Annotated in this window: 20 protein-coding genes and 2 pseudogenes; 4 read left to right on the top strand and 18 right to left on the bottom strand. The window is 71.6% G+C overall.

What is annotated here, in order from left to right:
• Window positions 1-65: 65 nt before the first annotated feature.
• Both ACQB60_RS44255 and ACQB60_RS44250 read right to left on the bottom strand, forming a co-directional pair.
• On the bottom strand, window positions 66-1,772 hold the full coding sequence (locus ACQB60_RS44255) for an MFS transporter (protein WP_496931777.1): 1,707 nt from the start codon (window positions 1,770-1,772) through the stop codon (window positions 66-68).
• A gap of 236 nt (window positions 1,773-2,008) precedes the next feature.
• On the bottom strand, window positions 2,009-2,743 hold the full coding sequence (locus ACQB60_RS44250) for a TetR/AcrR family transcriptional regulator (RefSeq protein ID WP_496931776.1): 735 nt from the start codon (window positions 2,741-2,743) through the stop codon (window positions 2,009-2,011).
• Window positions 2,744-2,938: 195 nt separating this feature from the next.
• Here ACQB60_RS44250 and ACQB60_RS44245 point away from each other — a divergent pair, with 195 nt between their 5' ends.
• Window positions 2,939-3,583: an SRPBCC family protein gene (locus ACQB60_RS44245; protein WP_496931775.1), complete on the top strand. Its 645-nt coding sequence runs from the start codon at window positions 2,939-2,941 to the stop codon at window positions 3,581-3,583.
• A gap of 1 nt (window position 3,584) precedes the next feature.
• Here the strand turns inward: ACQB60_RS44245 and ACQB60_RS44240 are convergent, their stop codons facing one another.
• Complete coding sequence (locus tag ACQB60_RS44240) at window positions 3,585-3,878, bottom strand: DUF6355 family natural product biosynthesis protein (RefSeq protein ID WP_496931774.1); 294 nt, start codon at window positions 3,876-3,878, stop codon at window positions 3,585-3,587.
• Between the two features lie 360 nt (window positions 3,879-4,238).
• Between ACQB60_RS44240 and ACQB60_RS44235 the strand changes: the two genes are divergently transcribed.
• Window positions 4,239-5,717, top strand: coding sequence for an esterase (locus ACQB60_RS44235; protein WP_496931773.1), 1,479 nt, complete (start codon window positions 4,239-4,241; stop codon window positions 5,715-5,717).
• A gap of 39 nt (window positions 5,718-5,756) precedes the next feature.
• On the opposite strand, the gene ACQB60_RS44230 is transcribed toward ACQB60_RS44235, so the two are convergent.
• Window positions 5,757-6,878, bottom strand: coding sequence for a hypothetical protein (locus ACQB60_RS44230; protein WP_496931772.1), 1,122 nt, complete (start codon window positions 6,876-6,878; stop codon window positions 5,757-5,759).
• A 169-nt stretch (window positions 6,879-7,047) separates the two neighbouring features.
• On the opposite strand from ACQB60_RS44230, the gene ACQB60_RS44225 reads away from it, so the two are divergent.
• Window positions 7,048-7,269, top strand: a complete 222-nt coding sequence (locus ACQB60_RS44225; RefSeq protein WP_496931771.1) for a hypothetical protein — start codon at window positions 7,048-7,050, stop codon at window positions 7,267-7,269.
• Between the two features lie 100 nt (window positions 7,270-7,369).
• Here the strand turns inward: ACQB60_RS44225 and ACQB60_RS44220 are convergent, their stop codons facing one another.
• From ACQB60_RS44220 to ACQB60_RS44205, 4 genes are all read right to left on the bottom strand, one after another.
• Window positions 7,370-7,612 carry a hypothetical protein gene (locus ACQB60_RS44220; RefSeq protein WP_496931770.1) on the bottom strand — a complete coding sequence of 81 codons (243 nt, stop codon included), beginning with the start codon at window positions 7,610-7,612 and terminating at the stop codon, window positions 7,370-7,372.
• 92 nt (window positions 7,613-7,704) lie between these two features.
• Window positions 7,705-8,445: a GAF and ANTAR domain-containing protein gene (locus tag ACQB60_RS44215; protein ID WP_496931769.1), complete on the bottom strand. Its 741-nt coding sequence runs from the start codon at window positions 8,443-8,445 to the stop codon at window positions 7,705-7,707.
• 210 nt (window positions 8,446-8,655) lie between these two features.
• Window positions 8,656-9,657 carry an SGNH/GDSL hydrolase family protein gene (locus ACQB60_RS44210; protein WP_496931768.1) on the bottom strand — a complete coding sequence of 334 codons (1,002 nt, stop codon included), beginning with the start codon at window positions 9,655-9,657 and terminating at the stop codon, window positions 8,656-8,658.
• 176 nt (window positions 9,658-9,833) lie between these two features.
• Window positions 9,834-11,102, bottom strand: coding sequence for an aspartate aminotransferase type Ic (locus ACQB60_RS44205; RefSeq protein ID WP_496931767.1), 1,269 nt, complete (start codon window positions 11,100-11,102; stop codon window positions 9,834-9,836).
• 222 nt (window positions 11,103-11,324) lie between these two features.
• On the opposite strand from ACQB60_RS44205, the gene ACQB60_RS44200 reads away from it, so the two are divergent.
• Window positions 11,325-12,605 (top strand): lipase/acyltransferase domain-containing protein, encoded by a 1,281-nt coding sequence (locus ACQB60_RS44200; RefSeq protein WP_496931766.1) that lies wholly within the window; start codon window positions 11,325-11,327, stop codon window positions 12,603-12,605.
• A 36-nt stretch (window positions 12,606-12,641) separates the two neighbouring features.
• On the opposite strand, the gene ACQB60_RS44195 is transcribed toward ACQB60_RS44200, so the two are convergent.
• The 10 genes and pseudogenes from ACQB60_RS44195 to ACQB60_RS44150 form a co-directional block, all read right to left on the bottom strand.
• Window positions 12,642-13,121: an SRPBCC family protein gene (locus tag ACQB60_RS44195; RefSeq protein WP_496931765.1), complete on the bottom strand. Its 480-nt coding sequence runs from the start codon at window positions 13,119-13,121 to the stop codon at window positions 12,642-12,644.
• A 128-nt stretch (window positions 13,122-13,249) separates the two neighbouring features.
• Window positions 13,250-13,789 (bottom strand): DinB family protein, encoded by a 540-nt coding sequence (locus tag ACQB60_RS44190; protein WP_496931764.1) that lies wholly within the window; start codon window positions 13,787-13,789, stop codon window positions 13,250-13,252.
• 62 nt (window positions 13,790-13,851) lie between these two features.
• Window positions 13,852-14,562: a VOC family protein gene (locus tag ACQB60_RS44185; protein ID WP_496931763.1), complete on the bottom strand. Its 711-nt coding sequence runs from the start codon at window positions 14,560-14,562 to the stop codon at window positions 13,852-13,854.
• Entirely contained in the window at window positions 14,559-15,404 is an 846-nt protein-coding gene (locus tag ACQB60_RS44180) for an alpha/beta fold hydrolase (RefSeq protein ID WP_496931762.1), read from the bottom strand. Before ACQB60_RS44180 ends, ACQB60_RS44185 begins: the two co-directional genes overlap by 4 nt.
• 26 nt (window positions 15,405-15,430) lie before the next feature.
• Entirely contained in the window at window positions 15,431-15,889 is a 459-nt protein-coding gene (locus ACQB60_RS44175) for an SRPBCC family protein (RefSeq protein ID WP_496931761.1), read from the bottom strand.
• Window positions 15,886-16,398, bottom strand: a complete 513-nt coding sequence (locus ACQB60_RS44170; protein ID WP_496931760.1) for a hypothetical protein — start codon at window positions 16,396-16,398, stop codon at window positions 15,886-15,888. The genes ACQB60_RS44175 and ACQB60_RS44170 overlap by 4 nt, the downstream gene beginning before the upstream one ends.
• Window positions 16,399-16,458: 60 nt before the next feature.
• Window positions 16,459-17,964 (bottom strand): alpha/beta hydrolase, encoded by a 1,506-nt coding sequence (locus tag ACQB60_RS44165; protein WP_496931810.1) that lies wholly within the window; start codon window positions 17,962-17,964, stop codon window positions 16,459-16,461.
• A 183-nt stretch (window positions 17,965-18,147) separates the two neighbouring features.
• Window positions 18,148-18,758 (bottom strand): annotated as a pseudogene (locus ACQB60_RS44160) (maltokinase N-terminal cap-like domain-containing protein).
• A 111-nt stretch (window positions 18,759-18,869) separates the two neighbouring features.
• A pseudogene (locus ACQB60_RS44155) lies at window positions 18,870-18,969 on the bottom strand (VOC family protein); the annotation flags it as partial.
• A 188-nt stretch (window positions 18,970-19,157) separates the two neighbouring features.
• A complete protein-coding gene (locus tag ACQB60_RS44150; RefSeq protein WP_496931759.1) occupies window positions 19,158-20,000 on the bottom strand; it encodes a calcium-binding protein in 843 nt (280 codons plus the stop codon).
• Between the last annotated feature and the right edge of the window lie 352 nt (window positions 20,001-20,352).

Here is a 20,352-nt window from a genome sequence, read left to right as displayed (position 1 = left end):
GCTCGGCTTCCCGGCTGTGCGGGCGGGCGGCTGCCGGACCCCTGCTCGGCGGATCTGGCCGGTACCTACTCGGTGGATCCGGCCAGCGCGTCCATCTCCCTGCGAACCGCGGCCTGGTGGGCCTCGGCGTCCTCGCGGGCCCGCCTGGGGCTCCAGCGGCCCGCCATCACGAACACGAAGGGCAGGAAGAGGACCTGGCCGCCGACGCACACCCACCACCAGGTGCGCCACTCCCCCGGCCCGTCGTGTGCGGCCTTCTGGACGCGGGCTCCGTGCTCTTCCAGTACGGCGAGCTCGGGCTTGGCCTTCTGGACGACGGCGAGGTCCGCGGGTCCGACTTCCTTGGCGGCGCGGGCGGCCAGGGCGGGCGGTGTGGTGGCGGGGGTGTACTTCTTCAACTCGGCGAAGATCTGCGGGTGTTCGTCGATGACGGAGAGGGCGGGCGCGGCCTTCGCCTGGGCGGCCTTGACCTCGTCGCCGTGCTCGACGAGCGGGGTGACGGAGGTGACGACGACGGGAATGAAGGCCGCGGAGACGGCGACCACGATGCGCACGATCCAGCCCCAGACGGCGAGCCCGGCGGCCGTCGCGGCGGGGTTCCGCTTCTCCACGGTCTCGGTGAAGCTCGCCATCCACGGCGCGTAGGTGACGCCGCTGAAGACACCGATACCGACGAAGAGCCAGGCGAAGGTGTAGTAATCGGTGCCGGCATGGGTGGCGCGGGTGGCGAAGACGGCCGTCATGACGATGGTGCCGACGGCCCCCACGACCATGAAGGGCTTGCGGACCTTCAGCCGGTCGGAGAGCAGCCCGACCGCGACGAGGGCGAGGGCGTTGGCCGCCCAGTACCAGTTGGCCAGGGCGTTGGTGCGCTGCTCGGTGTAGCCGAAGGTGGTGGCGAAGTAGACGACGAGGTTGCCGACCGCCGCGTAGTAGAGGAGCAGGAAGGCGGCGACGGCGAACGCCGAGCCGACGATGTCGAGGTGCATCATCTGCCGCCACTCGCCGCGCCGGGCCGCCTCCGGGTCGATGCCCTGCGCCCGGGCCTCGACCAGCGCCCGGTCCCGCAGGCTCACCATGATCTGGTCCCGCAGGGCGGGGGCGAGTTCGCGCAGGAGGAACAGCGCGGCGACGAACACGACGAGCCCCGCGGCGGCCGAGTAGCGCAGTTCGTCCTGCCAACCGGCGTGGTCGAGGGTGTGGCTGGTGACCAGGGTGACGACGAGGCTGCCGATGATCGGGCCCACCGTCCAGTAGCCCATGGCGGTGGCCCGGCCGAGCTGGGGCGAGAAGTCCCGGATGAGGGCGGGAGTGGCGACGAGAACGATGCCCTCGACGAAGCTGAGCAGCGCGAAGAGCACCAAGTACGTCGTCTTGTCACCGGCGTTCGGCAGCCCGAAGAAGACCAGGAGCGCCGCGGCGAGCAGCCCGTAGACCACGAGGTTGGCCCGCCCCCACCGGTCGGCGAGCCCGGCCACGAGCGAGGCGAACGCCCCGATCGCGTTGCCGATCACCGAGACCCAGATGAAGTACCGGTAGGTCATGTCGAAGTGCGTGATGATCGACGTGGCCACCGCGTACTGGATGTAGAGCATGTAGTACAGGACGACGGTGGTGACGACGACGATCGCCAGATAGATCATGCGCCGGCCGGTGGCCGGATACTCGGCGAGCTCACGCCGGTAGAGCCGGGCGAGCGGCCCTACGGCGTCACGGTCTGCGCCGGCGGGGCGCTGTGACGCGGTGTCGGATGCAGCGGGGACGGCGGGCATACGGCTCCTTGATCAACGTCCGGATACCGGGGGCGACGTGCGCATGACGGATCACGGGCAGGACGGATCGCGCCATGGGCATGACGGATCACGCGACGCGGGCCGGCTCCGCGACGTTGGCCAGACGGTAGTACCGACTAGTCGGTACGCCTAGTCAGCGCGCATGGATTGCTTCCGGAGAGGCCGGAGACGCCGGGGAGCCCGGAGAGGAGCGCGAGGGGCGCGAGGGGCGCGGCTCAGCGCGTCAGCAAGTCGTCGAGTTCGGCCTCGAAGAAGAGAGCCGGGTCGAAGCCCATTCCGGTGAAGTGTCCGGCGAGTTCGAGGGACAGGAGGCCGTGCAGACGGGTCCAGAGGGCCAGGGCCCGGTGAAGGGAGGGCTCGGAAGCGGGGTGGCTGCCGGCCCAACTCCGGTGGCTTTCCAGGTTGGTGCGGAACGCCGCCGCCGGGCCCTTGGCCCCTCCTTCCTTCTTGCGCGCCTTCCCCGCCCCCTCCGGCTCCAGCTCCGCGCACGCGTCGAGCAGGTCCGCCATGATCCCGGCGGAGATGCCGGTGATGTCGTCGGGCGCGTGATAGCCGGGGACGGGGGTGCCGTAGATGAGGAAGTACCGCTGGGGGTCCGCCAGGGCCCAGCCGCGCAGGGCGTGGGCGAGCCCGGCGAGGTCGGCACCGTCGGCGGCGGCCGTGCGGATGGTCCCGGCGAGGCTCTGGTACGCCTCCCGGATGAGTTCGGTGATGAGCTCGTCGCGGTTGGCGAAGTAGCGGTAGAGGGCGGGGCCGCTCATGCCCATCTGCTTGGCGATCGCGTTGAGGGAGAGCGCGGAGGCGCCCGCCGAGGCGATCTGCTCCCAGGCGTGTTCCTTGATCTCGGCGCGCACTTGGGCGCGGTAGCGCTCGCGGGGGGTCTGGGCGTCGGGCTTGGCGCCCGACTTCACGGCGGACTTTGCACTCGCCTTTGCGTCCGACTTCGCCATGGCCTGCCGCCTCTCTCACCCAGGAGCCCTGGGCTACACCCGCAAGATTCCGTTAGAGGTTATCACCCACCCCATTGACCGCTCACCCCGAGACGGGTTACAACTTCTAACGTACGTACGCGCTTCTAACTCTCACGAGGTCGCGAGCCGCAACAGACAAGCCCCGCAAGCCCTTTGGCCACTAAGGAGAACGCGATGAACACCACGCCCCGCACCGCCACCCGCAGCGCCGCAGTCCTCTGCGCACTCCCCCTGACCCTCGGAATCCTCGGCACGACCGCCGCACCCGCAGGGGCCACCCCCGCCTCCCCCGCCTCTCCCTCCACCACATCCCTCACCTGCCGCGGGGAAGGCGTCGACCCCGACGCCCAAGTCCGCTACCGCACACAGAAGTTCATCCACGCACCGCTGCGCACCCTCTGGAAGCTGCAGACCGACGTGGAGCGCTGGCCGTCCTGGCAGGCCCCCGTCACGTCCGTGGAACGCCTCGACGGCGGCCCCTTCCGGAAGGGCTCGGCGTTCCACTGGACGACCCCGCTTCCCCCCAACCCCGCAACTCCCGCCACCCGCCTGGACATCACGTCCACCGTCCAGCAGCTCAAGCACCGCTCCTGCATCCGCTGGACCGGCCCCGGGGTCGCGGAGGGACTGCGCATCGACGGCGTCCATGTGTGGACCTTCACGAAGGTGAAGAGCGGTGTCCTCGTGCGCACCGAGGAGACGCACAGAGGCCCGCAGGTCGACGCGAACGTGCCGTACGCGACGGACGTCCTCCGCCAGGGCCTCGAGGCGTGGCTCGGCGACCTGAAGACGGCCGCCGAAGCCCGCACCCACCGCTAGGTCAGCAGAGTCGGCCCGTGTAGTGGGCGCCCTGGATCTTGCTGGCGGAACCCAGCCAGCTCCGGCCCGGTCCCACACACCGTTCGTAGTCGGGCCCCCACGACACCTCGACCTTGATCACGACGGTGGAGCCGTCATCGGTGCAGTGGTTGTAGAAGGCGTCGGAACCGGTCTCGTAGAAGCCGCAGGGCTCGGCGGCGGCCGACGGTGCCGCATGGGCGACGACGGCGCCCGGGAAGGCCAGGGCGAGGGCGGCACAGCCCACAGCGGCGGACAGCAGACGACGGATACGCACGACGAACTCCTCGAAGAAGAAGGAACAATGGCGGTGCCGGGAGGACCAGACGTCGAGAACCAGACGTCTAGGGCCTCCCGGCACGATGTGCGCCCAGGATCCTGGGCCCGGGACCTCCGACCGGGCGCGTGCCCACCGGCTTCACCCGCCGAATCGATTGCTCGGTGCGCCACTCGGGTGACCCGGGTCGGCGGTCCCCGCCGCCAACGAGGCCCCGCTCTCCGGCCGTTCATGCGGAATTCAACGTCCCGTACAACCCTCCCGCCCCATCCCGTGTCGAACTGGGCGCCGGACAAGGAACGGGCCCTTTCCGGACTCCCCCCGCGTACGCCCGGCTGCCTTCCTTTACAGGAGACACTCGTGCGCAAGAATCGTTCTGCCGCCATCGCCGCGGCTTCGTTCCTCCTGATGACGGGTGCGGGGATCGCCGCCGCGCCGTCCGCGTTCGCCGGCACCCCTGGGGGTACGCACGCCGACGACCGCAACAGCGACTTCAACGGCGACGGCTACGAGGACGTGCTGGTCGGAGCCCCCGGGGCGACGGTCAGCGGGAAGAAGGGGGCCGGACTCGTCACCGTGCAGTACGGCTCCTCCAGAGGCATCGGGACCAGCGATGTCGCCCGGTTCAGCCAGTCGACGGCGGGGGTCGCGGGTGCCGCCGAGGCCGGGGACGGGTTCGGGAAGGCCGTCGCCACGGGTGACCTGGACGGGGACGGGTACGACGACGCGATCGTTGGCATCCCCGGCGAGGACCTCGCCGACAAGGCGGACGCCGGCGGGGCGGCCATCCTGTGGGGTTCGAAGAACGGGCTCAGCGGGGCCGGCAGCGACTGGCTGCAGACCCAAGAACCCACCGCGGGCGCGCAGTTCGGCGTCGGGCTCGCCGCCGCGCACTTCACCGGCAAGACGCCGGGCGACGAACTCGCCGTCCTCGACCGCGACAGCCTGGAGCTCTTCGTCTACACCCCCGCGGCGCAGGCCAGGGGCGCGGCCCCGCTGAAGCACCAGGCCACCCAACGCCTCGCCGGGGCCGTCGGGATCCAAAGCATCCTGTCCAAGTCCCTCACCACCGGGGACTACGACGACAACGGCTACGCCGACCTCGTGGTGGGCGGAGTGACCGTGGGCGACGAGCCCGGGAACGGCTGGTCCACGTACTTCTCGGGGCACGAGGACGGGCTGAAGTACGAGCGGGATCTGCGCGGCGGGCCCGTGGCCGCGTCCGGCGACATCAACCACGACGGCTACGACGACCTGGTGACCGGCGAGCCCAACCCCCTCGACGACGGCGGGGAGTCCAAGACCGGCGGCGTGGTGGGCGTGCGCTACGGCGGTGCAGGCGGCCCGTCGGAGGACGTCGGCTGGTGGACGCAGGACACCGACGGAGTGCCCGGCACCGCCGAGCAGGGCGACGGCTGGGGCAGCGACCTCTCCGTCGCGGACACGGACGGCGACGGCTACGCGGACGTCGCGATCGGCGCCCCGGGCGAGGACATCGGCACGGTCGCGGACGCGGGCGCCGTCTGGGTGCTGCGCGGCGCGGGCAGCGGGCTGACGTCCAAGGGCGCCAAGTCCTGGGACCAGGACTCCGCGGACATCCCCGGGGTCCCCGAGAAGGGCGACAAGTGGGGCGCCCAGGTGCGCCTGACCGACCCGAACCGCGACGGCCGCTTCGGGCTGCTCGCCTCCGCGCCCGGCGAGAACGCCGGGGACGGGTTCGTGTGGGTGCTGTCCGCCGGTTCCGGCGGCATCACCTCGTCCGGGGCGTGGTCGTACGGCGCGCAGACGCTGGGCGCGCCGGGCACGGCGGCGGCGTTCGGCGCCGCCATCGACGAGTAGGGCGAACGAGGGGACCCGTCGAGGGGGCGCCGCCGCGCCTCAGGTGAAGCGTTCGATGCGCAGCTGGGTCGGTGGGATCGGATAGAAGGAGTCCGCGCCCACCGACCAGTAGCCGCCGTCGGTCCCCGGAATGCGTGCCAGGGCCAGGGGGAATCCGGCGCGGGGGCTCTCCGGGCCGCGTTCGCTGACCCAGGCCGTGCCGTTCCAGCGCAAGTAGTGGGCGCGTTTCTCGTCCCAGAAGTCCCAGCCGGAGATCAGGTCGGGACGGCCCTGCTCGTCGCCCATGACGGAACTCAAGATGCCGACGTTGAAGGGCTTTTGGACGCTGCTCCACTGGGTGCCGTCCCAGTGCTCCAGGGTGGCGGCGGGCGGCTTTCCGGCCGGGCCGCCGATCCCGTACGAGAGTCCGGTCAGCCACACGTCGTCGGGGGCGACGGCGAGGAGCCCCGTCAACGAGCTCCGGATGCCGTTCACATGGGGCACAACCGTCCAGGCGCCGTCCCAGCGGGCGATGATGTCGCCGTACACCCACACCTCGCCCCGATGGGTGACATGGATTCCGTACGGGACCGGCGCGGCCTCGTCGGGCAGGGGCTCGCACCAGCGCCAGGTCTTGCCGTCGCCGTGCATCACCCCGGCACGGCCACCATGGCTGCCCGCGACCCAGAACCGGCCACCGGGCCCGGCCTCGATGTCGGTCAGCCGCGTCCCCGGCGCGCCCCGGCCGGGGAAGCGCGCCTCACGCCAGGTCGCACCGTCCCAGCCGAGCAACTGGTCGTGGCCCGCGGTGTCGGTCCCAAGTGCCCATGCCCCGCCGCGCGTTGTGGCGGCGACCGCGCGCAGGCCGCCGGTGTAGGTGAGGTGGGAGACGTCGGTGACCGACCAGACGGAGCCGTTCCAGGTGAGGGCGATCGGGATGCCGTAGTGGTCGGGGCCCTGGTCCAGGTTCTGGATGCCCACGGCCCAGGCGCGGTCGGGCCCCGTGGTGGCCACCCCGAGCAGCCGGGTGGCGGGCACCCCGCCCGGCGCGGGCACCTGCTGCCAGGCCCCGGCGGCGGCGCCGGAGACCCCGGCGGCCGAGGCCCCTGCGGGCAGGGACAAGGGCAGCGCCAATCCGGCGCCGGCGGCCGTCAGTCCACGTACGAAGTCACGTCTTCGCATGAAGGGAAGCCCTTCCTCAAAGTCAAAGGGTCGGTGAGGGCCTGGCCGGTCCTGTGCCAGGCAGGGGCAACACCCTGAACCGGCGGCCGTGAGGCGTCAATGCACGTGGATGCGTATTTCTGCCGGGAGCGTGGACGGAACGGGCGCCGGTCGGCGCATACTGACGGCAATGACAAAGCCAGTAGCACCGAAGCGTCATCTGCCCACCAGCCCCTTCAAGGCGCCCGTCGCACCGCCTCTCAAACACTTCTCCGTCGGAGATCAGGTCACCCACGACATGTACGGTCTCGGTTCGGTGATCAGCATCGAGGAGGGGATCGCGGCGCTCGTGGATTTCGGCTCGACGCAGGAGCGGATCCTGAGTCCCTACGCGAAGATGAGCAAGCTGTAGCACCGTCCCGCCCGTAGTGCGCGCAGAAGAGCCTCCGTCGGTTCTCACCGACAGAGGCTCTTCGCGCTCCTGTGACCAGCGGCCATCTCGAACTCCCGGTTCAGCGGCGGTTCTCCTCCGCCACCCGCGCCGCCCGTGAGCGGGCCTCCGCCTCGGGCAGGCCGACGTCGCACACGATCGTCACCTGGCTGCCGTCGTCCAGCGACACGCGCCGCATCTCCACGCCCAACAGCCCGGGCCGCTCTTCCTGTTCCTGTTCCTGGTCCTGTTCCTGGTCCTGGTCCTCTTCCAGCTCCAGGTCCAGTTCCAGCTCCTGCACCCGCTCTTGCTCCTGATCGGACATGAGCACTCCCACCACTCGACGAGCCCCCACGTAACCATGCCGGTGGGCCTGACCCCGTGTGACCACGCCCACGTCACACTGACGCAGCACGGTCAGAAGTCGGGCGGCTTGAACGCGGGCGGGTCGTGCGGGGGCTGGCCGGTGAGGCGGGTGATCAGGTCGACGCACAGGTCGCGGAGTTTGACGTTGCGGTTCTGCGAGGCGCTGCGCAGGATCGCGAACGCCTCGGCGCTGGGGCAGCGTTGCTGGGCCATGATGATGCCGATGGCCTGGTCGATGGCGCCGCGGTAGCGCAGGGCCTGCTGCACGTCGTCGGTGAACTGGCGGGAGCGGGCCATGCGTTGGGCCAGTTCGATGGCGCCGGTGGCCTGGGAGGCGAGGGTGCGCAGGGAGTCGAGGTCGCTGTCGTCGAAGCCGTGCGGGTGCGGGCAGTAGAGGTTCAGGGCACCGGCGGTGTCCGTGTGCGGGGCGATGGGGAACGACATGGAGGAGCGGGTGCCCGCGGCCACCGCGTGGGCGGGGTAGGCGCCCCAGCGCAGTTCGTCCATGAGGTCGGTGACGAGGACTTCCCGGCCGGTGCGCAATGCCTGGAGGCAGGGGCCGTCGTCGAGGCCGTACTGCTTCTCGTCCAGGGCGGGGGCGCTGGTTCCCGCGCTGGTGACGGTCAGGAAGCGGCCGGCGCGCTGCAGGGTGATGCCGCATCCGTCGGCCTTGGGGGCGAAGCCCATGGCCTGTTCGGCCACGGCGCAGAGGAAGTCGGTGAGGGTCTCGGTGTCCAGCAGGAGGGTCACGATGCTGGAGCCGTCGTGCGGGTCGACGCGATCCGCGGGCATGGGGAGTCCCTTCCGCGGGCGTGGCGGCCCGCTGGCCGGGTCGGGGTGAGCGGTCGCCGAGGTCCGCGGAGTCCTGGTCCGCGGGAACACCTCCCGGCGGGCGGTCGGCACCCGGTTCGCCGACGAACAGGGAACCTGCGGACATGAGCCGCTCCTTCCGACTGCCCCTGTCCCGGCGACCGACACCCTCTCCTGCCCTGCTCCCGTACGTCAGTTCTTGAGCGTCTTCAGGACCGTCGCCGCCTGGTGGTCCGCGCCCAGCTCGTTGGGGTGGAGCGGGACCGCGAGGCCGGGCGGGTTGGTGGTGAGCGGGACGAAGCCCTCGACCCATTTGGTGCCGGGCAGTTGGCAGACGTCGTGGCCGACGCTGCCGCTGTAGGTGTCCACGAGTCGCACGTCGAAGTCCCGTACGTCGTGCTTGGCGCGGTGCACGGCCCGGCCGAGCGCCCCGTTGAGCTCCTTGAGCTTCGCGCCGATCCACATCAGGTCGCCGTCGTTGACCTGGACGTACGGGTAGCAGCCGTGGTCGAGCGGGACGCCCGCCAGGTAGTCGACGACGAGGACGGTGGCGTCGGGTGCGAGGGCGTGGGTGCGCTTGAGGGCGTCGTACACCTTGTTCTCGACGGGCTTGATGCGCCGGGACATCTCGTCCACGCCGTTCTTCACCCACTTCTTCCTGCACTGGCCGCCCAGCGGGGCGGGCAGGCCGACGCCGGGGAGCAGTTCCAGGGAGGGCAGGAGGTTGAAGCAGGATCCGGCGGCGCTCGCCAGGCCGGCGTCGTTGCCGCCGATGCCCATGGTGACCAGGTCGGTGGTGGGTGAAAGCCGGGAGAACTGACGGGGGTTGCTGCCCCGGATGACACCCAGGTGGTTGATGTCCTGGGCCTTGTCGAACTCCTCGGTGGTGGCGGCTCCGCACGTGGCGTCGCGGAAGGTGCGGGCGCCGAGCGCCTTCGCGACCTTTTTCGGGTAGTTCCACGTGGACTGGAAGCAGGCGTACGGAGTGTGTTCGGTCGAGACGTGTCCGAACAGGGCGACGTCCGCGGACCAGGAGTCGCCGAGCGCGACGTACTCCTCGTACTTCTTCGGCCCGCCCTCCCGGGTGTGCTGGGGTGCGGCGTGGGCGGGCAGCGCGGTGGCGAGGAGGGCGCCGAGCGCGGCGGCGACGGTGCGCGTGAGACGACGGGGCGTGCGGGGTGTACGGGATCGCATGCGGGCTCCTGGTGCGGGGCGGGGCGGTGGCTTCGCCCATCCCGCCATGGAGCCGGTGCCCCGTGCGGGATTCCCGCCCCGCGTTCACCCGCGCGCGCCGGATCGGTCGCCCGACGGTGCGATCACCCCGTTCGGCCTGGCCCGATCGGGCCAGGCCGCAGGGCGGCCGGGGTGGGTCAGCGGGCCTGCTGCTCGTAGCCCACCAGGCGCACGCACACCGCGAGTCCGTGAATGGCCTGCTCCAGCTCGGCCAGGCCCGGGTAGCTGGGGGCGATGCGGATGACGGCGTCGCGCGGGTCGTCGCCGTAGGGGTGCGTCGCGCCCGCCGGGGTCAGGACGATGCCGGCGTCGGCGGCCCGGCGCACGACCTCCTTGGCGCAGCCGTCCGGCACCTGGAGGGTCACGAAGTAGCCGCCCTTGGGCGAGGTCCAGCTCGCCAGGCCGGTGCCGCCGAGCTCGGCCTCGAGGATGCGGGCGACGGCCTCGAACTTGGGCTGCAGCAGGGCGCGCTGGCGCTCCATGTGGGCGCGCACGCCGTCGGCGTCGCGCAGGAACATGACGTGGCGCAGCTGGTTGACCTTGTCGGGGCCGATGGACCGCTTGGCGTTCTTGGCGAGCAGCCACTTCAGGTTGGCGTGGGAGGAGCCGAAGAAGGCGACGCCCGCGCCCGCCGCGGTGATCTTCGAGGTGGAGCCGAAGACGAACGCGCGGTCCGCGTTCCCGGCCTCGGCGCAGGCGCCGAGCAGGTCGGCGATCTCGGCGGGCTCGTCGGTCAGGTGGTGGGCGGCGTAGGCGTTGTCCCAGAAGATCCGGAAGTCGGGGGCGGCGGTCTCCATGGCGGCGAGGCGGGCCACGGTCGCGTCGCTGTAGGTGACGCCGTCGGGGTTGCTGTACTTCGGGACGCACCAGATGCCCTTGATCGCGGGGTCCTCGGCGACGAGCCGCTCCACGACGTCCATGTCCGGGCCCTCGTCGGTCATGGGCACCTGGATCATGTCGATGCCGAACCGCTCGCAGAGCCCGAAGTGCCGGTCGTAGCCGGGCACCGGGCACAGGAAGGCGATGCGCTCCTGGTCCACCCAGCGCGACTCGGCGCCCGGCAGCTCGCTGAGCAGGGCGTGCACGATGCAGTCGTGCATGAGCTCCAGGCTGGAGTTGCCGGCCGCGAACAGCTGGTCGGCGGGGACCTGGAGCACCCCGGTGAAGATGTCGCGGAGCTCGGGCAGACCCTGGAGGCCGCCGTAGTTGCGCACGTCGGTGCCGTCGGCGGCGGTGTGCCGCCCGCCGGGCAGGCTCAGCAGGTCCTCGGAGAGGTCGAGCTGCTCGGGCGCGGGCTTGCCCCGGGTGAGGTCGAGGGAGAGGCCGCGCCCGGCCAGCTCCTCGTAGTCCGTGCGGGCCGACTCAAGGAGTCCCGTCAGCGCGTCGGGGCTCAGCTCGGTGGTCATGGTGGTTCCTCTCCCGGTGTGCCGCCATCGAGGGGCGTCGATGGGTGGTGCCTGCCGAGAATACAAAGCCGGGCGCGGGCCGTGTGCCACCGGCCGGGGGCGGGCACCACGCCCCACCAGGCGCGACGGCCGGATATCGGCCATCACAGGGCTCGCCGCCGACCAGCATGCGGGACCGGCCGCTACGGTGAGTGCCCTTCTGATCGAGGAGAGTGATCCCGTATGCGCGTCAGGTCCTGGTTCCGGGTGCTGCTCGCGCCCCTGGTCGTGGCGGCGGTCCTGCCGCCCGCGGCCGAGGCGTCCACGCCGCCCGCCCCCGCCGCCCAAGGCCGTACGCCCGTCGTCCTCTTCCCCGCCTTCCACCTCACCAAGCTGCGCGTGGACGTCGACGGGCAGTCCACCGCGCCCGGCTGTCCGCGCCGGGGCAGCTTCGAGGACTGGTATCTCAACGACCACCCGAGCAACGAGTTCAGCCAGGTCTGCCAGGACCGCCTGCTCACGCTGCGCCACGACTCCTCCGCGGCCGGGCGCACGAAGCCGATGACGGCCCGCTTCAGCGAGCAGCCCGGCGTGCGGGTCTCCGTCGTCGACTACGGCAGCACGCGCAGCGCCCCCTTCTACGAGCCGCTGTACCGGACGCTGGAGCGGCACGGGTACCGGCGGGACGCCGATGTCCGGGTCGCGGGCTACGACTCCCGGCTCACCCCGGACATGGCGGGCTTCGTCCCGCGCACGCGCCGGCTCGTCGAGGCCACCTACCGTGCGAACGGCGACCGCCCGGTGCGCCTGGTCGGGCACTCGAACGGCCCGCTGTACGCCCAGTACCTGCTCACCCACACCTCCCAGGCGTGGCGCGACAAGTACATCCAGGGCTTCACGCCGATCGCCGGGAACTTCCCCGGGCAGGGCCTGCTGTACCCGGTGCTGTTCTCCGGGCTCAACATCCAGGACTTCGGCTATCCGACGACCCGGGCGAACGCGCGGAGCAGCGCCCGCATGTACCTGAACGCCCCGTCCACGTACATGAGCGCCTCCGACCCGCGGGTCTTCGGCGACCGCGAGACGGTCATCAAGGACGCGTCCACCGGCCGGAGTTACACCCCGAGCGACTACCCGAAGCTCTTCGCCGACGCGGGCCTCCCGGCGGCGAAGGAGCTCGCCGACCACTACATCGGCTTCGTGAAGTTCGCCGGCCCCCGGTGGTTCCCCCACGTCGACGTGTCGGCGGAGAAGGGCTCGGGCCTCGCGACGCCCGTGGGCGCGCGGCTCGAGAACCTGAAGGTGGGCCAGGTGATCTCCACGGACCAGTTCCTGAACCGGGACGGCGACAGCAACCAGGAGGACATCACCAACGAGGCGGTCCTGGCCTGGCGTTCGATGCCCTGCCACCGCTTCTCCCTGACCGACCACCCCGGGGTGGGCCACTTCGACCTGCCGGGCGACCGGGCGGTGCTCGACCGGCTGGTCGGGGACCTGGGACGGGAACGGGCCGACTGCCCGTAGGAGACGGGAGGAGGCCCGCAGCAGACCCTGCGGAGGTCAGCTCTCCTTCCGGGAGGCGCGCGCGCCGTGCGTCTCCCGGGCGAGCGCGGTGTCGGCCGCGGCGAGGATGTTGGCGAAGGTGCCGGTGATGATCGGCTTGGCGAGGCGGCGGGTGAGGAAGGGGCCGACCAGCGGGACGGGGATCTCGGCGCGGGTGACCCACTCGACGTGGGTGCCCTCGTCGACCTCCGTGAACGTCATGCGCCCCAGCTCGTGCCGCGACGGCGGCAGGCTCCGCTCGACCACGTACTCGGTGGCGTACGGCGGCTCGTACTGCGTGATGCGCTCCCGGAACCAGCCGATGAGCCATGTGTGGTTGCGCACCGCCCCGACGCCGTAGGGCGCGCCCTCGCCGCGCCGGGCCAGGCGGCAGCGCAGGACGAGGGGTGAGCGGGTGTAGTTGGTGGTCGTGGTGAGCCAGGCGAACACTTCGTCGATCGGGGCGGCGATGGTGCGCTCGACGGTCATCGTCTCCATGGCGGGCTCTCCTGTGCAGTCGCGTGTTTTCGTCCGACGCAGTGGAGACAAGACAGCTCCGCGATCCGTGACATCACGCTCGGGTGACGTGCTTCACACGGTGCTGACGGGGTGGGCGGAACGGTCCGCTAGCTCCCGAAGCGGTGCACGTACAAGTCCCTGAGCAGGGAGATCTCCGCTCCGTGATGGATCGTCTCGCGGTTGATGTACAGCACGAGCGTCGCGAGCGGCTCCTTGGCGTACGCGCCCTCGGCCGGGCCGCACGGCCGCGCGAGCCCCTCCTCGCCCAGGCCCCGCACCCCGGTGATCCACGCCTCGTACGCCTCGTCGAGCCGGTCGAGGGCCTCGGCCGCCGTGCCCGGCCACGGATAGGTCATGTAGTCCATGGGCGGCCCGCCGAAGTGCGCGGCGGTGCGCATGCCGAGCACGCCGACGAGGATGTGGCCGATGCGCCAGGCGACGGTCGTGACCGGGGCCGGATCGGGCGCCGGGTAGGCCCAGTCGATGGTGAGGCCGCCGCGTTCGGGGTCGGGACGCACGGTCCAGCAGTCGGGCACGGGCTGCCAGAAGTACTCGTCGTCGGTGAGGCCGTCCAGGCGCGGGCGCAGCTGGTTGTGCCAGTGCCAGTCGAGCTGGTCGGCGAGGAGCGGGTTCCAGTCCAGTGCCATGGGGCTCACGCTAGGGCGTACCGGACCTCTCGGCCTCCCGGCCCTCCCTCCCAAGGGGCTGCTTACCCCGCCAGGGGATGCACGAGGAACGGCAGCCCTTCGGGGCTGTACAGCCGCAGCGGTGGGCTGTCGGTGTCCTGGGTCCAGGCGGCGTGCCCCTGACCGTGGTCCCGTGCGCGGGAGGCGACGGCCTCCAAGTCGGCCACGGCGACGGCGAGTTCCCACTGCGGGGCGGCTGCGGTGTCGCGTGCTGCGGCGAAGCGTGCGGACGTCAGCGGGGCGCCGGTGACCTCTTGGTAGAAGTCCCGGGCCCGGTCGGGCCGGTCGCAGGACAGGACCAGGTGGTGCGGGGCACCCTCCAGGCGGGGCGGAAGGCGCCAGCCGCTGAAGGTGTGGGGCTGCCACAGGGAGAAGGCGGCGCCCACCGGGTCGATCAGGGTCGCCGTCCGGCCCTGGTCGCCCGCGTCGAAGGGCTCCACGACCAGGCGCGCGCCGTGTGCCGTCGCGGTCTCGGCCCGGCGGTCGACGTCGTCGACGGCCAGGTAGAAGGCGATGTGGGCGGGCGTGTCCGGCGGGTAGACCGGGTTGGCCAGGTCGCTGACGCCGCCGATCCGGTGGCCGTCGACGGAGATCTTCGTGGCCCGGCGCCAGTCCTCCTCGTCCACGGCGAAGGTCCAGCCCAGCGCCTGTGACAGGAAGGCGGCGGCGCCGGACGGGTCGCGGGTCTTGAGGTCCAGCCAGCAGAACTCGTTCAGCGAGCCGAGGGCGGTCATCGCGTCGTCCTCCGGATGATGTCCGCGATCTCCCGCGGGTGGGTGAAGACCAGTCCGTGATCGGTGTCGAGCCGGGTCACGGGGGTCTGTGGCCGTGCGCGCAGGAGGCGGTCGATGCCGTCGCGCCACAGCTGGTTGAAGCGCGGGACGGGGTCCTCGGTGCCGTCCCCGGCCATCGAGGTCGACATGATCATGCTGAGGGGGTGTGGGATCTTCCCGTGGCGGTCGAGGGTCTGCTGCGTCCGCACGGCGTCGACTTCGAGGTTCAGGTCGAGGATCTCCTGGCCGGTGAGCAGCACTTGGCGCGGGGTGCCCTTCGCCCGGGCGACCTCTTCGCTGTTCGCCTGCTCCTCCCACATCGTGCGGAAGAGCGGCAGGTCGGCGGGCGTGAGGAAGGGTTCGGGCACCGGGTTCGCCCCGTCGATGAGGACCAGTCCGGCGAGGGGGACGGCGTCGGGGTGCTCGGCGGCGTAGTGGAGGGCGAGGTCCGCGCCCAGGGAGTAGCCCACGAGCAGCGGCGGGGTCGCGGACGGGAGGCCGCGGCGGGCGAGCTCCGCCAGCACGGCCGCGAGGTCGCTGCCGAACGCCTCGAAGGAGTACGAGCCGGCGGCCGAGGCCAGGCCGTGGCCTCTGAGGTCGAAGGTGGTGACGTCGAAGTCGTGGCGCAGCTCTTCGGCCAGGTCGTGCAGGTCCGCCTGCGTGGAGCTGAGGCCGGGACACAGGACCAGGGGACGTCCGCGGCCGCCGCGCGTGACCGGGAGCGTCACGCCGTCGTGGTGGACCGTGAAGCGCTCCACGGTTCCCTTCCCCACGGCTCCCTCCTCCACCGCTCCCTCCCCCATCACTTCCTCCTCCGTTCCCCTCTCCCTCAACGGGCCGCCTCCGCCGTCGACTTGACGTGCGCGTTGCGCGAGCGGATGAGGTGCGGCATGTACCGGTTGAGGGCGAGCCACTCCGCCAGGCGGCCGAGCGGGCCCAGCGGGGCCGTGAACTCGATGACGTCGCGCATGCGCGTGCCGCCGTCGCCGTCGGGCTCGAAGTAGTGGGCGTGGTACCAGCGCCGGAAGGGGCCGGAGACCTGTTCGTCCACGAAGTGGCCCGGCGGGTCGTAGGCGGTGATCCGCGCGGTCATCCGCCAGGGCACTCCGAAGTGCCGGGCCTGCCAGGTCACGGTCTCCCCCAGCGCCATGCGCCCCGCCGCGACGCCGCCGACGACGCGCTCGCCGGACCCGGCCATCGACGCGGTGTGCACGTCGACGTCCAGCGAGGTGTCGAAGACGAGCTGCGGGGGCGCGGCGATGCGCGTGACGACTTCGAAGCGGGTCACAGCGTGAACACCACGCCGCGCCAGGTCCAGCCCGCGCCCAGGACGGCCTCCTGCAGGGGGTCCTTCATCTCGGCTGGGTCGAAGCGGAACACTTCCCGCTTCTCCCTGCGGCCGTCCTCGTTCCGCTCGTACGTCCATTCCCGGGTCACCGTCTTCACCCGGCCCCGGGAGTACTCGCGCGAGCGGGACAGCCGCGGGGTGTCGCCCGCCCACGCGACCTCCCACTGTTCGTCGAGGGCGCGCACCTCGTGCTCGGCGGCGTCCAGGCGCATGCGGGTCTTCAGGGTCCGGTCCAGCTGGGTCCGTACGAAGAAGGTCCGCCAGGCGGGCTCCAGGACCCGCCACTCCGCCACCAGGTCGGCGTTCTCGTCGGGGGTGGCGGCGCGCACCAGCCACGGCACGTCCGGCCCGCCCAGCGCGAGCAGCGCGGCGCGCACGTCCGCGGCCGGACGCGGCGGCACGCCGTCGTCCGGCCGTCTGGTTCCGGTCAGTCGCTCGAAGAGGCCCATTGGACGAACCCTACGTGCCCCCTCGGACCGGTCGGATCAGCAGGCGGATCAGCAGGCGGATCAGCAGGCGGTGTCCTTGTCCGGGCGCACGCCCGTCGCCAGGTAGCGGGAGACGGTCCGGTCGCCGCACGCGTTGCCGTTGGCGAGGTAGACGTCGTGGCCGGAGGAGTCCACGGTGACCATGGTGGCGCGCCGGCCGAGGGCGTCGCGGAGCTTGCGGGCGCCGCTCAGCGGGGTGTTGGGGTCGCGCTCGTTCTGGATGAGGAGGATGTTGGCGGGGCCTTCGTCGGTGATCCGCACCGGCGGCTCCTGCGGCTTGTACGGCCAGGCGGCGCAGGGCATCGCGCTCCGGGGCATGCCCGCGGTCAGCGGGTACTTGGCGCGGCTCTTGGCAACGGCCTTCTGGTAGGCGGCCGTTGACGAGGGCCAGGCGACGTCGTTGCAGAGCGTGGCCAGGCCGACCCCGATGACGTTCTGCAGCGCCTCCTCCGGGGGTCCGGCGGGCGCGGGCGGAACCGTGCCCTTCCGGGCGGCGAGGATCAGCTGGGCCAGGGTGGGGTAGGCGTCGGGCTCGGCGAGGGTCTCGAGCATCGTCTGGCGCAGGACGTTGCCGCTGAGCTCCTCCGGGTTGGCGCCCGGCCACGGGATCGGCTTGCGGTCGAGCCGGGCGGCGAGCTTCAGGAACAGCGGCCGCACGTCTTTGGCGCTCCGGGCCAGGCGGTACGGGTTGCCGGGCTCGGCCGCCCACGCGGCGAAGTCGGGGAAGGTGTCCTCGACGCCTTGTTCGTGGCTTGCCACCCAGGCGCGGTTGCCCTGCTTCGGGTCGGGGTTGTCGTTGCTGTCGAGCACGATGCGGTCGGTCCGCCCGGGGAACAGCTGGCTGTACACGGCCCCGACGTAGGTGCCGTACGAGACGGCCCAGGCGGAGAGTCTCTCCTCGCCGAGCGCGGCCCGTATGCGGTCGATGTCGCGGGCCTCGTTGGCGGTGCTGAGGTGGCGCAGCAGCTCGCCCCCGTTGCGCTCGCACGCCTGGGACATGCGGCGGGCGGTGGCCATGTTCTCCGTCACCGACCCGTCGGCGCCGGGCCAGGGGCGCAGCCGGGACGTGGCGAGGTCGGCGTGGCCGAGGCCGCAGCTGACGGGGTTCGAGGCGCCGAGCCCCCGCGGGTCGAAACCGATCAAATCGTAGGCGTCGCGCACCTCTTGGGGCAGCTTCTGCCCCTTGCCGGAGGGGTCGTTGAGCGCGGATCCGCCGGGCCCGCCGGGGATGAGGAACAGCGCGCCGCGCCGTGCCCCGGGCTTCTCGCTGGGGATGCGGGAGATGGCGACGGTGGTCTTCTTCCCGTCGGGGTCCTTGTAGTCGAGCGGCACTTCGACGGTCGCGCACTGCTGGCGGGGGTCGACGTCGGAGCCGGTGCACTTCTTCCAGTCGAGGTTCGCCTGTCGGCCGACGGGGGCGGGGGCGGCGGCGACTGCGGTGGCGGCGAGGGGGGCGGTGAGGCCGAGGGCGACGGCGGATGCGGCGAGCAGGGTGGCGTTGCGTTTCGTCTTCGTCGTCGCCTTCATCTTCGTCGTCGTCTTCGTCGTCGTCTTTGTCGTCACGCCGTGCGTCGTGCGCGTCATCGTCTGGTTCGTCGCCTGCTTCGTCGTCTGCTTCGTCGTCTGCTTCGTCATACAGACGATCTTTGCCGAGGCACCCCTGCCGCCACATCCTCCCAACTGACCACTGTGGATGGGGGTTTACCCCGATCAACCCCCTAGGGTGGCGAACACTCCCCGGGCCCGGCTCCCGTCCAGCAGCCGCCAGCTTCCGCCGACATGACCGACCGTTCCGTGCGGAGCGGACACCTCGCCGTCCGGGGCGGGCTGCAGGACCCGGCACAGGCGGAGGGTGGCGGCGATGTCGCCGTCGACCGACAGGGGCCCTCGCCGGAGTAGGAGCCGACGACGTCCAGGTCAGGGACGTCGCTGGTGTTCTGGTCCTGGGCCTGCACCCGCCCCTCGAACAGGGCCAGCAACTGGGCGACCAGGACCGGGTCGTGGCGGCCGTCGTAGGCCCAGCGCCGCCCCAGCACACCGTGCTCCATGGTGCCGACGAGTGCGTGCTCCGCGCCGTCGAGCGGGGCACCGCGGTAGGTGAGGGGCACCAGGTAGGCGGCCGGTGCACGGCCGGGGGCCGCGTCGGTGACGACCAGGAACTCCATGCCGACCTCGCCCTGCGGGTCGTCGAGGCGGAAGCCCCCGGCCTTCTCCAGGACCGGCGCGCCCTCGCCGCCGCGATACCAGGAGCGGGTCGGCAGCCAGGAGGTGAGCAGCTCCAGCTTGGTCGGCTTCAGGACGGTGTGGTGGATGACGGCCATGTCGGCGGCTCTCTTCCCCTGGTGATCAAGTGGAGGCGGACCCGCACAGCCTCCCCTCCGTGCGGCCCGGAGAGACCGGCGCACGGAGAGGACGGTGGTGCGCGGCGGGCCACAGGCGCGGGAAGCCCGGGGTCGGCGGCCACTCCGGCCGCGCGTCGAACATCATCACCACCGAGTCGCCGATGCGCACCTCGGCGTGCTGGATGCTGCCGCGAGGAAGTTGGCCGCGGTGTAGGTCAGTTGCTGTCCTGGTTGAGCAAGTGGGGTCGGAGCGCGGGCCTTCGCGTACGGCGACGGCTCGGGCCTTCGCGTACGGCGACGGCTCGGGCCTTCGCGTACGGCGATGAGCTGATGCACGAGGGCGGCCGCCTCGCAGGCCCGCGCTCCGGCCCCTGAGGGTCAGTCCTGGTGCACCTCGTTGCGGCCGGCGCCGCCGGAGAGCTTGTCGGTGCCCGCGCCGCCCCACAGGACGTCGTCACCACTGTTGCCCCACAGCGTGTCGTTGCCCGCCTCGCCGTACAGCTTGTCGTTGTTCTTGCCGCCGTACAGGACGTCGGCGCCGCCCCCGCCGCGCAGGATGTCGTTGCCGTCGTCGCCGTGCAGGTTGTTCTCCTCGGCGGTGCCGATCAGGGTGTCGTTCCCGGCCTCGCCGAAGCAGTCCTGGCCGCAGTGGGTCAGAGTGTCGTTGCCCGCGCCGCCGTAGGAGCCGAAGCCGAACGGGCCGCCGCCGCCGTCCAGCTTGTCGTCGCCGTCGCCGCCGTGCAGCATCGCGTTGGCGGAGCCCTTGATCACGTCGTTGCCCGCGCCGCCGTAGACCCCGGCCCACGCGTCGCTGTCCGCGCCGAGCGTCGCGGTGTCGTCCTTGTCGCCCAGGTCGATGTCGTAGCTGTCCGAGTCGTCCGAGCCCTGCGGGATCAGGACGGCGCAGCGCACGGCGGTGCGGTCGCCCTGCGTCGGGTACGCGCACTCGTCCGACTCCGCCGCGCTCGCGTCGATCGCGATGTCGTTGCGGTCGTGGAAGGTGAGGATGTAGTACGACTCGAACTCGCCGCGGTGCTCGATCTTTTCGTCGACGGTCAGCCGGTTCTGCTGGCCCGGGGCCGCCTTGTACCAGAGCTCGCCGTCGGCGATGACGACGGAGGCCGTCGATGCCGCCGGGGCGGCCTGGGCGGCCGGGACCGCTAAGGCGAGGGCACCGAGGCCCAGGGCTGCGGTGGCGGCGAGAGTGCTGTAAGTGCGCATGCGGAAGTGTTCCTTTAGTATGTCTGGTTGCGGTGGTTCTTGTGGTCATTGAGTGAGACATGGGGGCCCGTACGGGAGTTGCACCCTCGACCGTGAACAACGGCGGACCAGTCGGTGGCCGGGACATGGACTGCACGGGTGCCCGCCGCCGTGGACCCGCCGCGTCCCACTTCCGCGTTCCAGGCATCCCGCATATCCCCAGGTCACAGCGTCTTTACGTGTTCCAGCGTCCCCAACTGCCCGGATTTACTGGCCTCTGGGGCAGCGCACCCCGCAGGCTCGGAGCGTGCCCACCGGGAGCCGGACCGCTCTGAACGCCTCTGAACGCCTCTGAGCGGTTCTCAACGTGGGC

This window comes from Streptomyces odontotermitis (genome assembly GCF_050510915.1).
Classification (GTDB): domain Bacteria; phylum Actinomycetota; class Actinomycetes; order Streptomycetales; family Streptomycetaceae; genus Streptomyces.
This window is presented reverse-complemented; position numbering and strand designations above follow the sequence as displayed.

What these genes read in the sequence shown, in the direction of transcription:
- ACQB60_RS44165 (WP_496931810.1), bottom strand. Translation starts at nt 17,964, where the DNA reads ATGAAGGCGACGACGAAGACGAAACGCAACGCCACCCTGCTCGCCGCA.
- ACQB60_RS44150 (WP_496931759.1), bottom strand. Translation starts at nt 20,000, where the DNA reads ATGCGCACTTACAGCACTCTCGCCGCCACCGCAGCCCTGGGCCTCGGT.
- ACQB60_RS44210 (WP_496931768.1), bottom strand. Translation starts at nt 9,657, where the DNA reads ATGCGATCCCGTACACCCCGCACGCCCCGTCGTCTCACGCGCACCGTC.
- ACQB60_RS44200 (WP_496931766.1), top strand. Translation starts at nt 11,325, where the DNA reads ATGCGCGTCAGGTCCTGGTTCCGGGTGCTGCTCGCGCCCCTGGTCGTG.
- ACQB60_RS44190 (WP_496931764.1), bottom strand. Translation starts at nt 13,789, where the DNA reads ATGGCACTGGACTGGAACCCGCTCCTCGCCGACCAGCTCGACTGGCAC.
- ACQB60_RS44230 (WP_496931772.1), bottom strand. Translation starts at nt 6,878, where the DNA reads ATGCGAAGACGTGACTTCGTACGTGGACTGACGGCCGCCGGCGCCGGA.
- ACQB60_RS44215 (WP_496931769.1), bottom strand. Translation starts at nt 8,445, where the DNA reads ATGCCCGCGGATCGCGTCGACCCGCACGACGGCTCCAGCATCGTGACC.
- ACQB60_RS44225 (WP_496931771.1), top strand. Translation starts at nt 7,048, where the DNA reads ATGACAAAGCCAGTAGCACCGAAGCGTCATCTGCCCACCAGCCCCTTC.
- ACQB60_RS44170 (WP_496931760.1), bottom strand. Translation starts at nt 16,398, where the DNA reads ATGGGCCTCTTCGAGCGACTGACCGGAACCAGACGGCCGGACGACGGC.
- ACQB60_RS44205 (WP_496931767.1), bottom strand. Translation starts at nt 11,102, where the DNA reads ATGACCACCGAGCTGAGCCCCGACGCGCTGACGGGACTCCTTGAGTCG.
- ACQB60_RS44220 (WP_496931770.1), bottom strand. Translation starts at nt 7,612, where the DNA reads ATGTCCGATCAGGAGCAAGAGCGGGTGCAGGAGCTGGAACTGGACCTG.
- ACQB60_RS44245 (WP_496931775.1), top strand. Translation starts at nt 2,939, where the DNA reads ATGAACACCACGCCCCGCACCGCCACCCGCAGCGCCGCAGTCCTCTGC.
- ACQB60_RS44250 (WP_496931776.1), bottom strand. Translation starts at nt 2,743, where the DNA reads ATGGCGAAGTCGGACGCAAAGGCGAGTGCAAAGTCCGCCGTGAAGTCG.
- ACQB60_RS44180 (WP_496931762.1), bottom strand. Translation starts at nt 15,404, where the DNA reads ATGGGGGAGGGAGCGGTGGAGGAGGGAGCCGTGGGGAAGGGAACCGTG.
- ACQB60_RS44185 (WP_496931763.1), bottom strand. Translation starts at nt 14,562, where the DNA reads ATGACCGCCCTCGGCTCGCTGAACGAGTTCTGCTGGCTGGACCTCAAG.
- ACQB60_RS44255 (WP_496931777.1), bottom strand. Translation starts at nt 1,772, where the DNA reads ATGCCCGCCGTCCCCGCTGCATCCGACACCGCGTCACAGCGCCCCGCC.
- ACQB60_RS44195 (WP_496931765.1), bottom strand. Translation starts at nt 13,121, where the DNA reads ATGGAGACGATGACCGTCGAGCGCACCATCGCCGCCCCGATCGACGAA.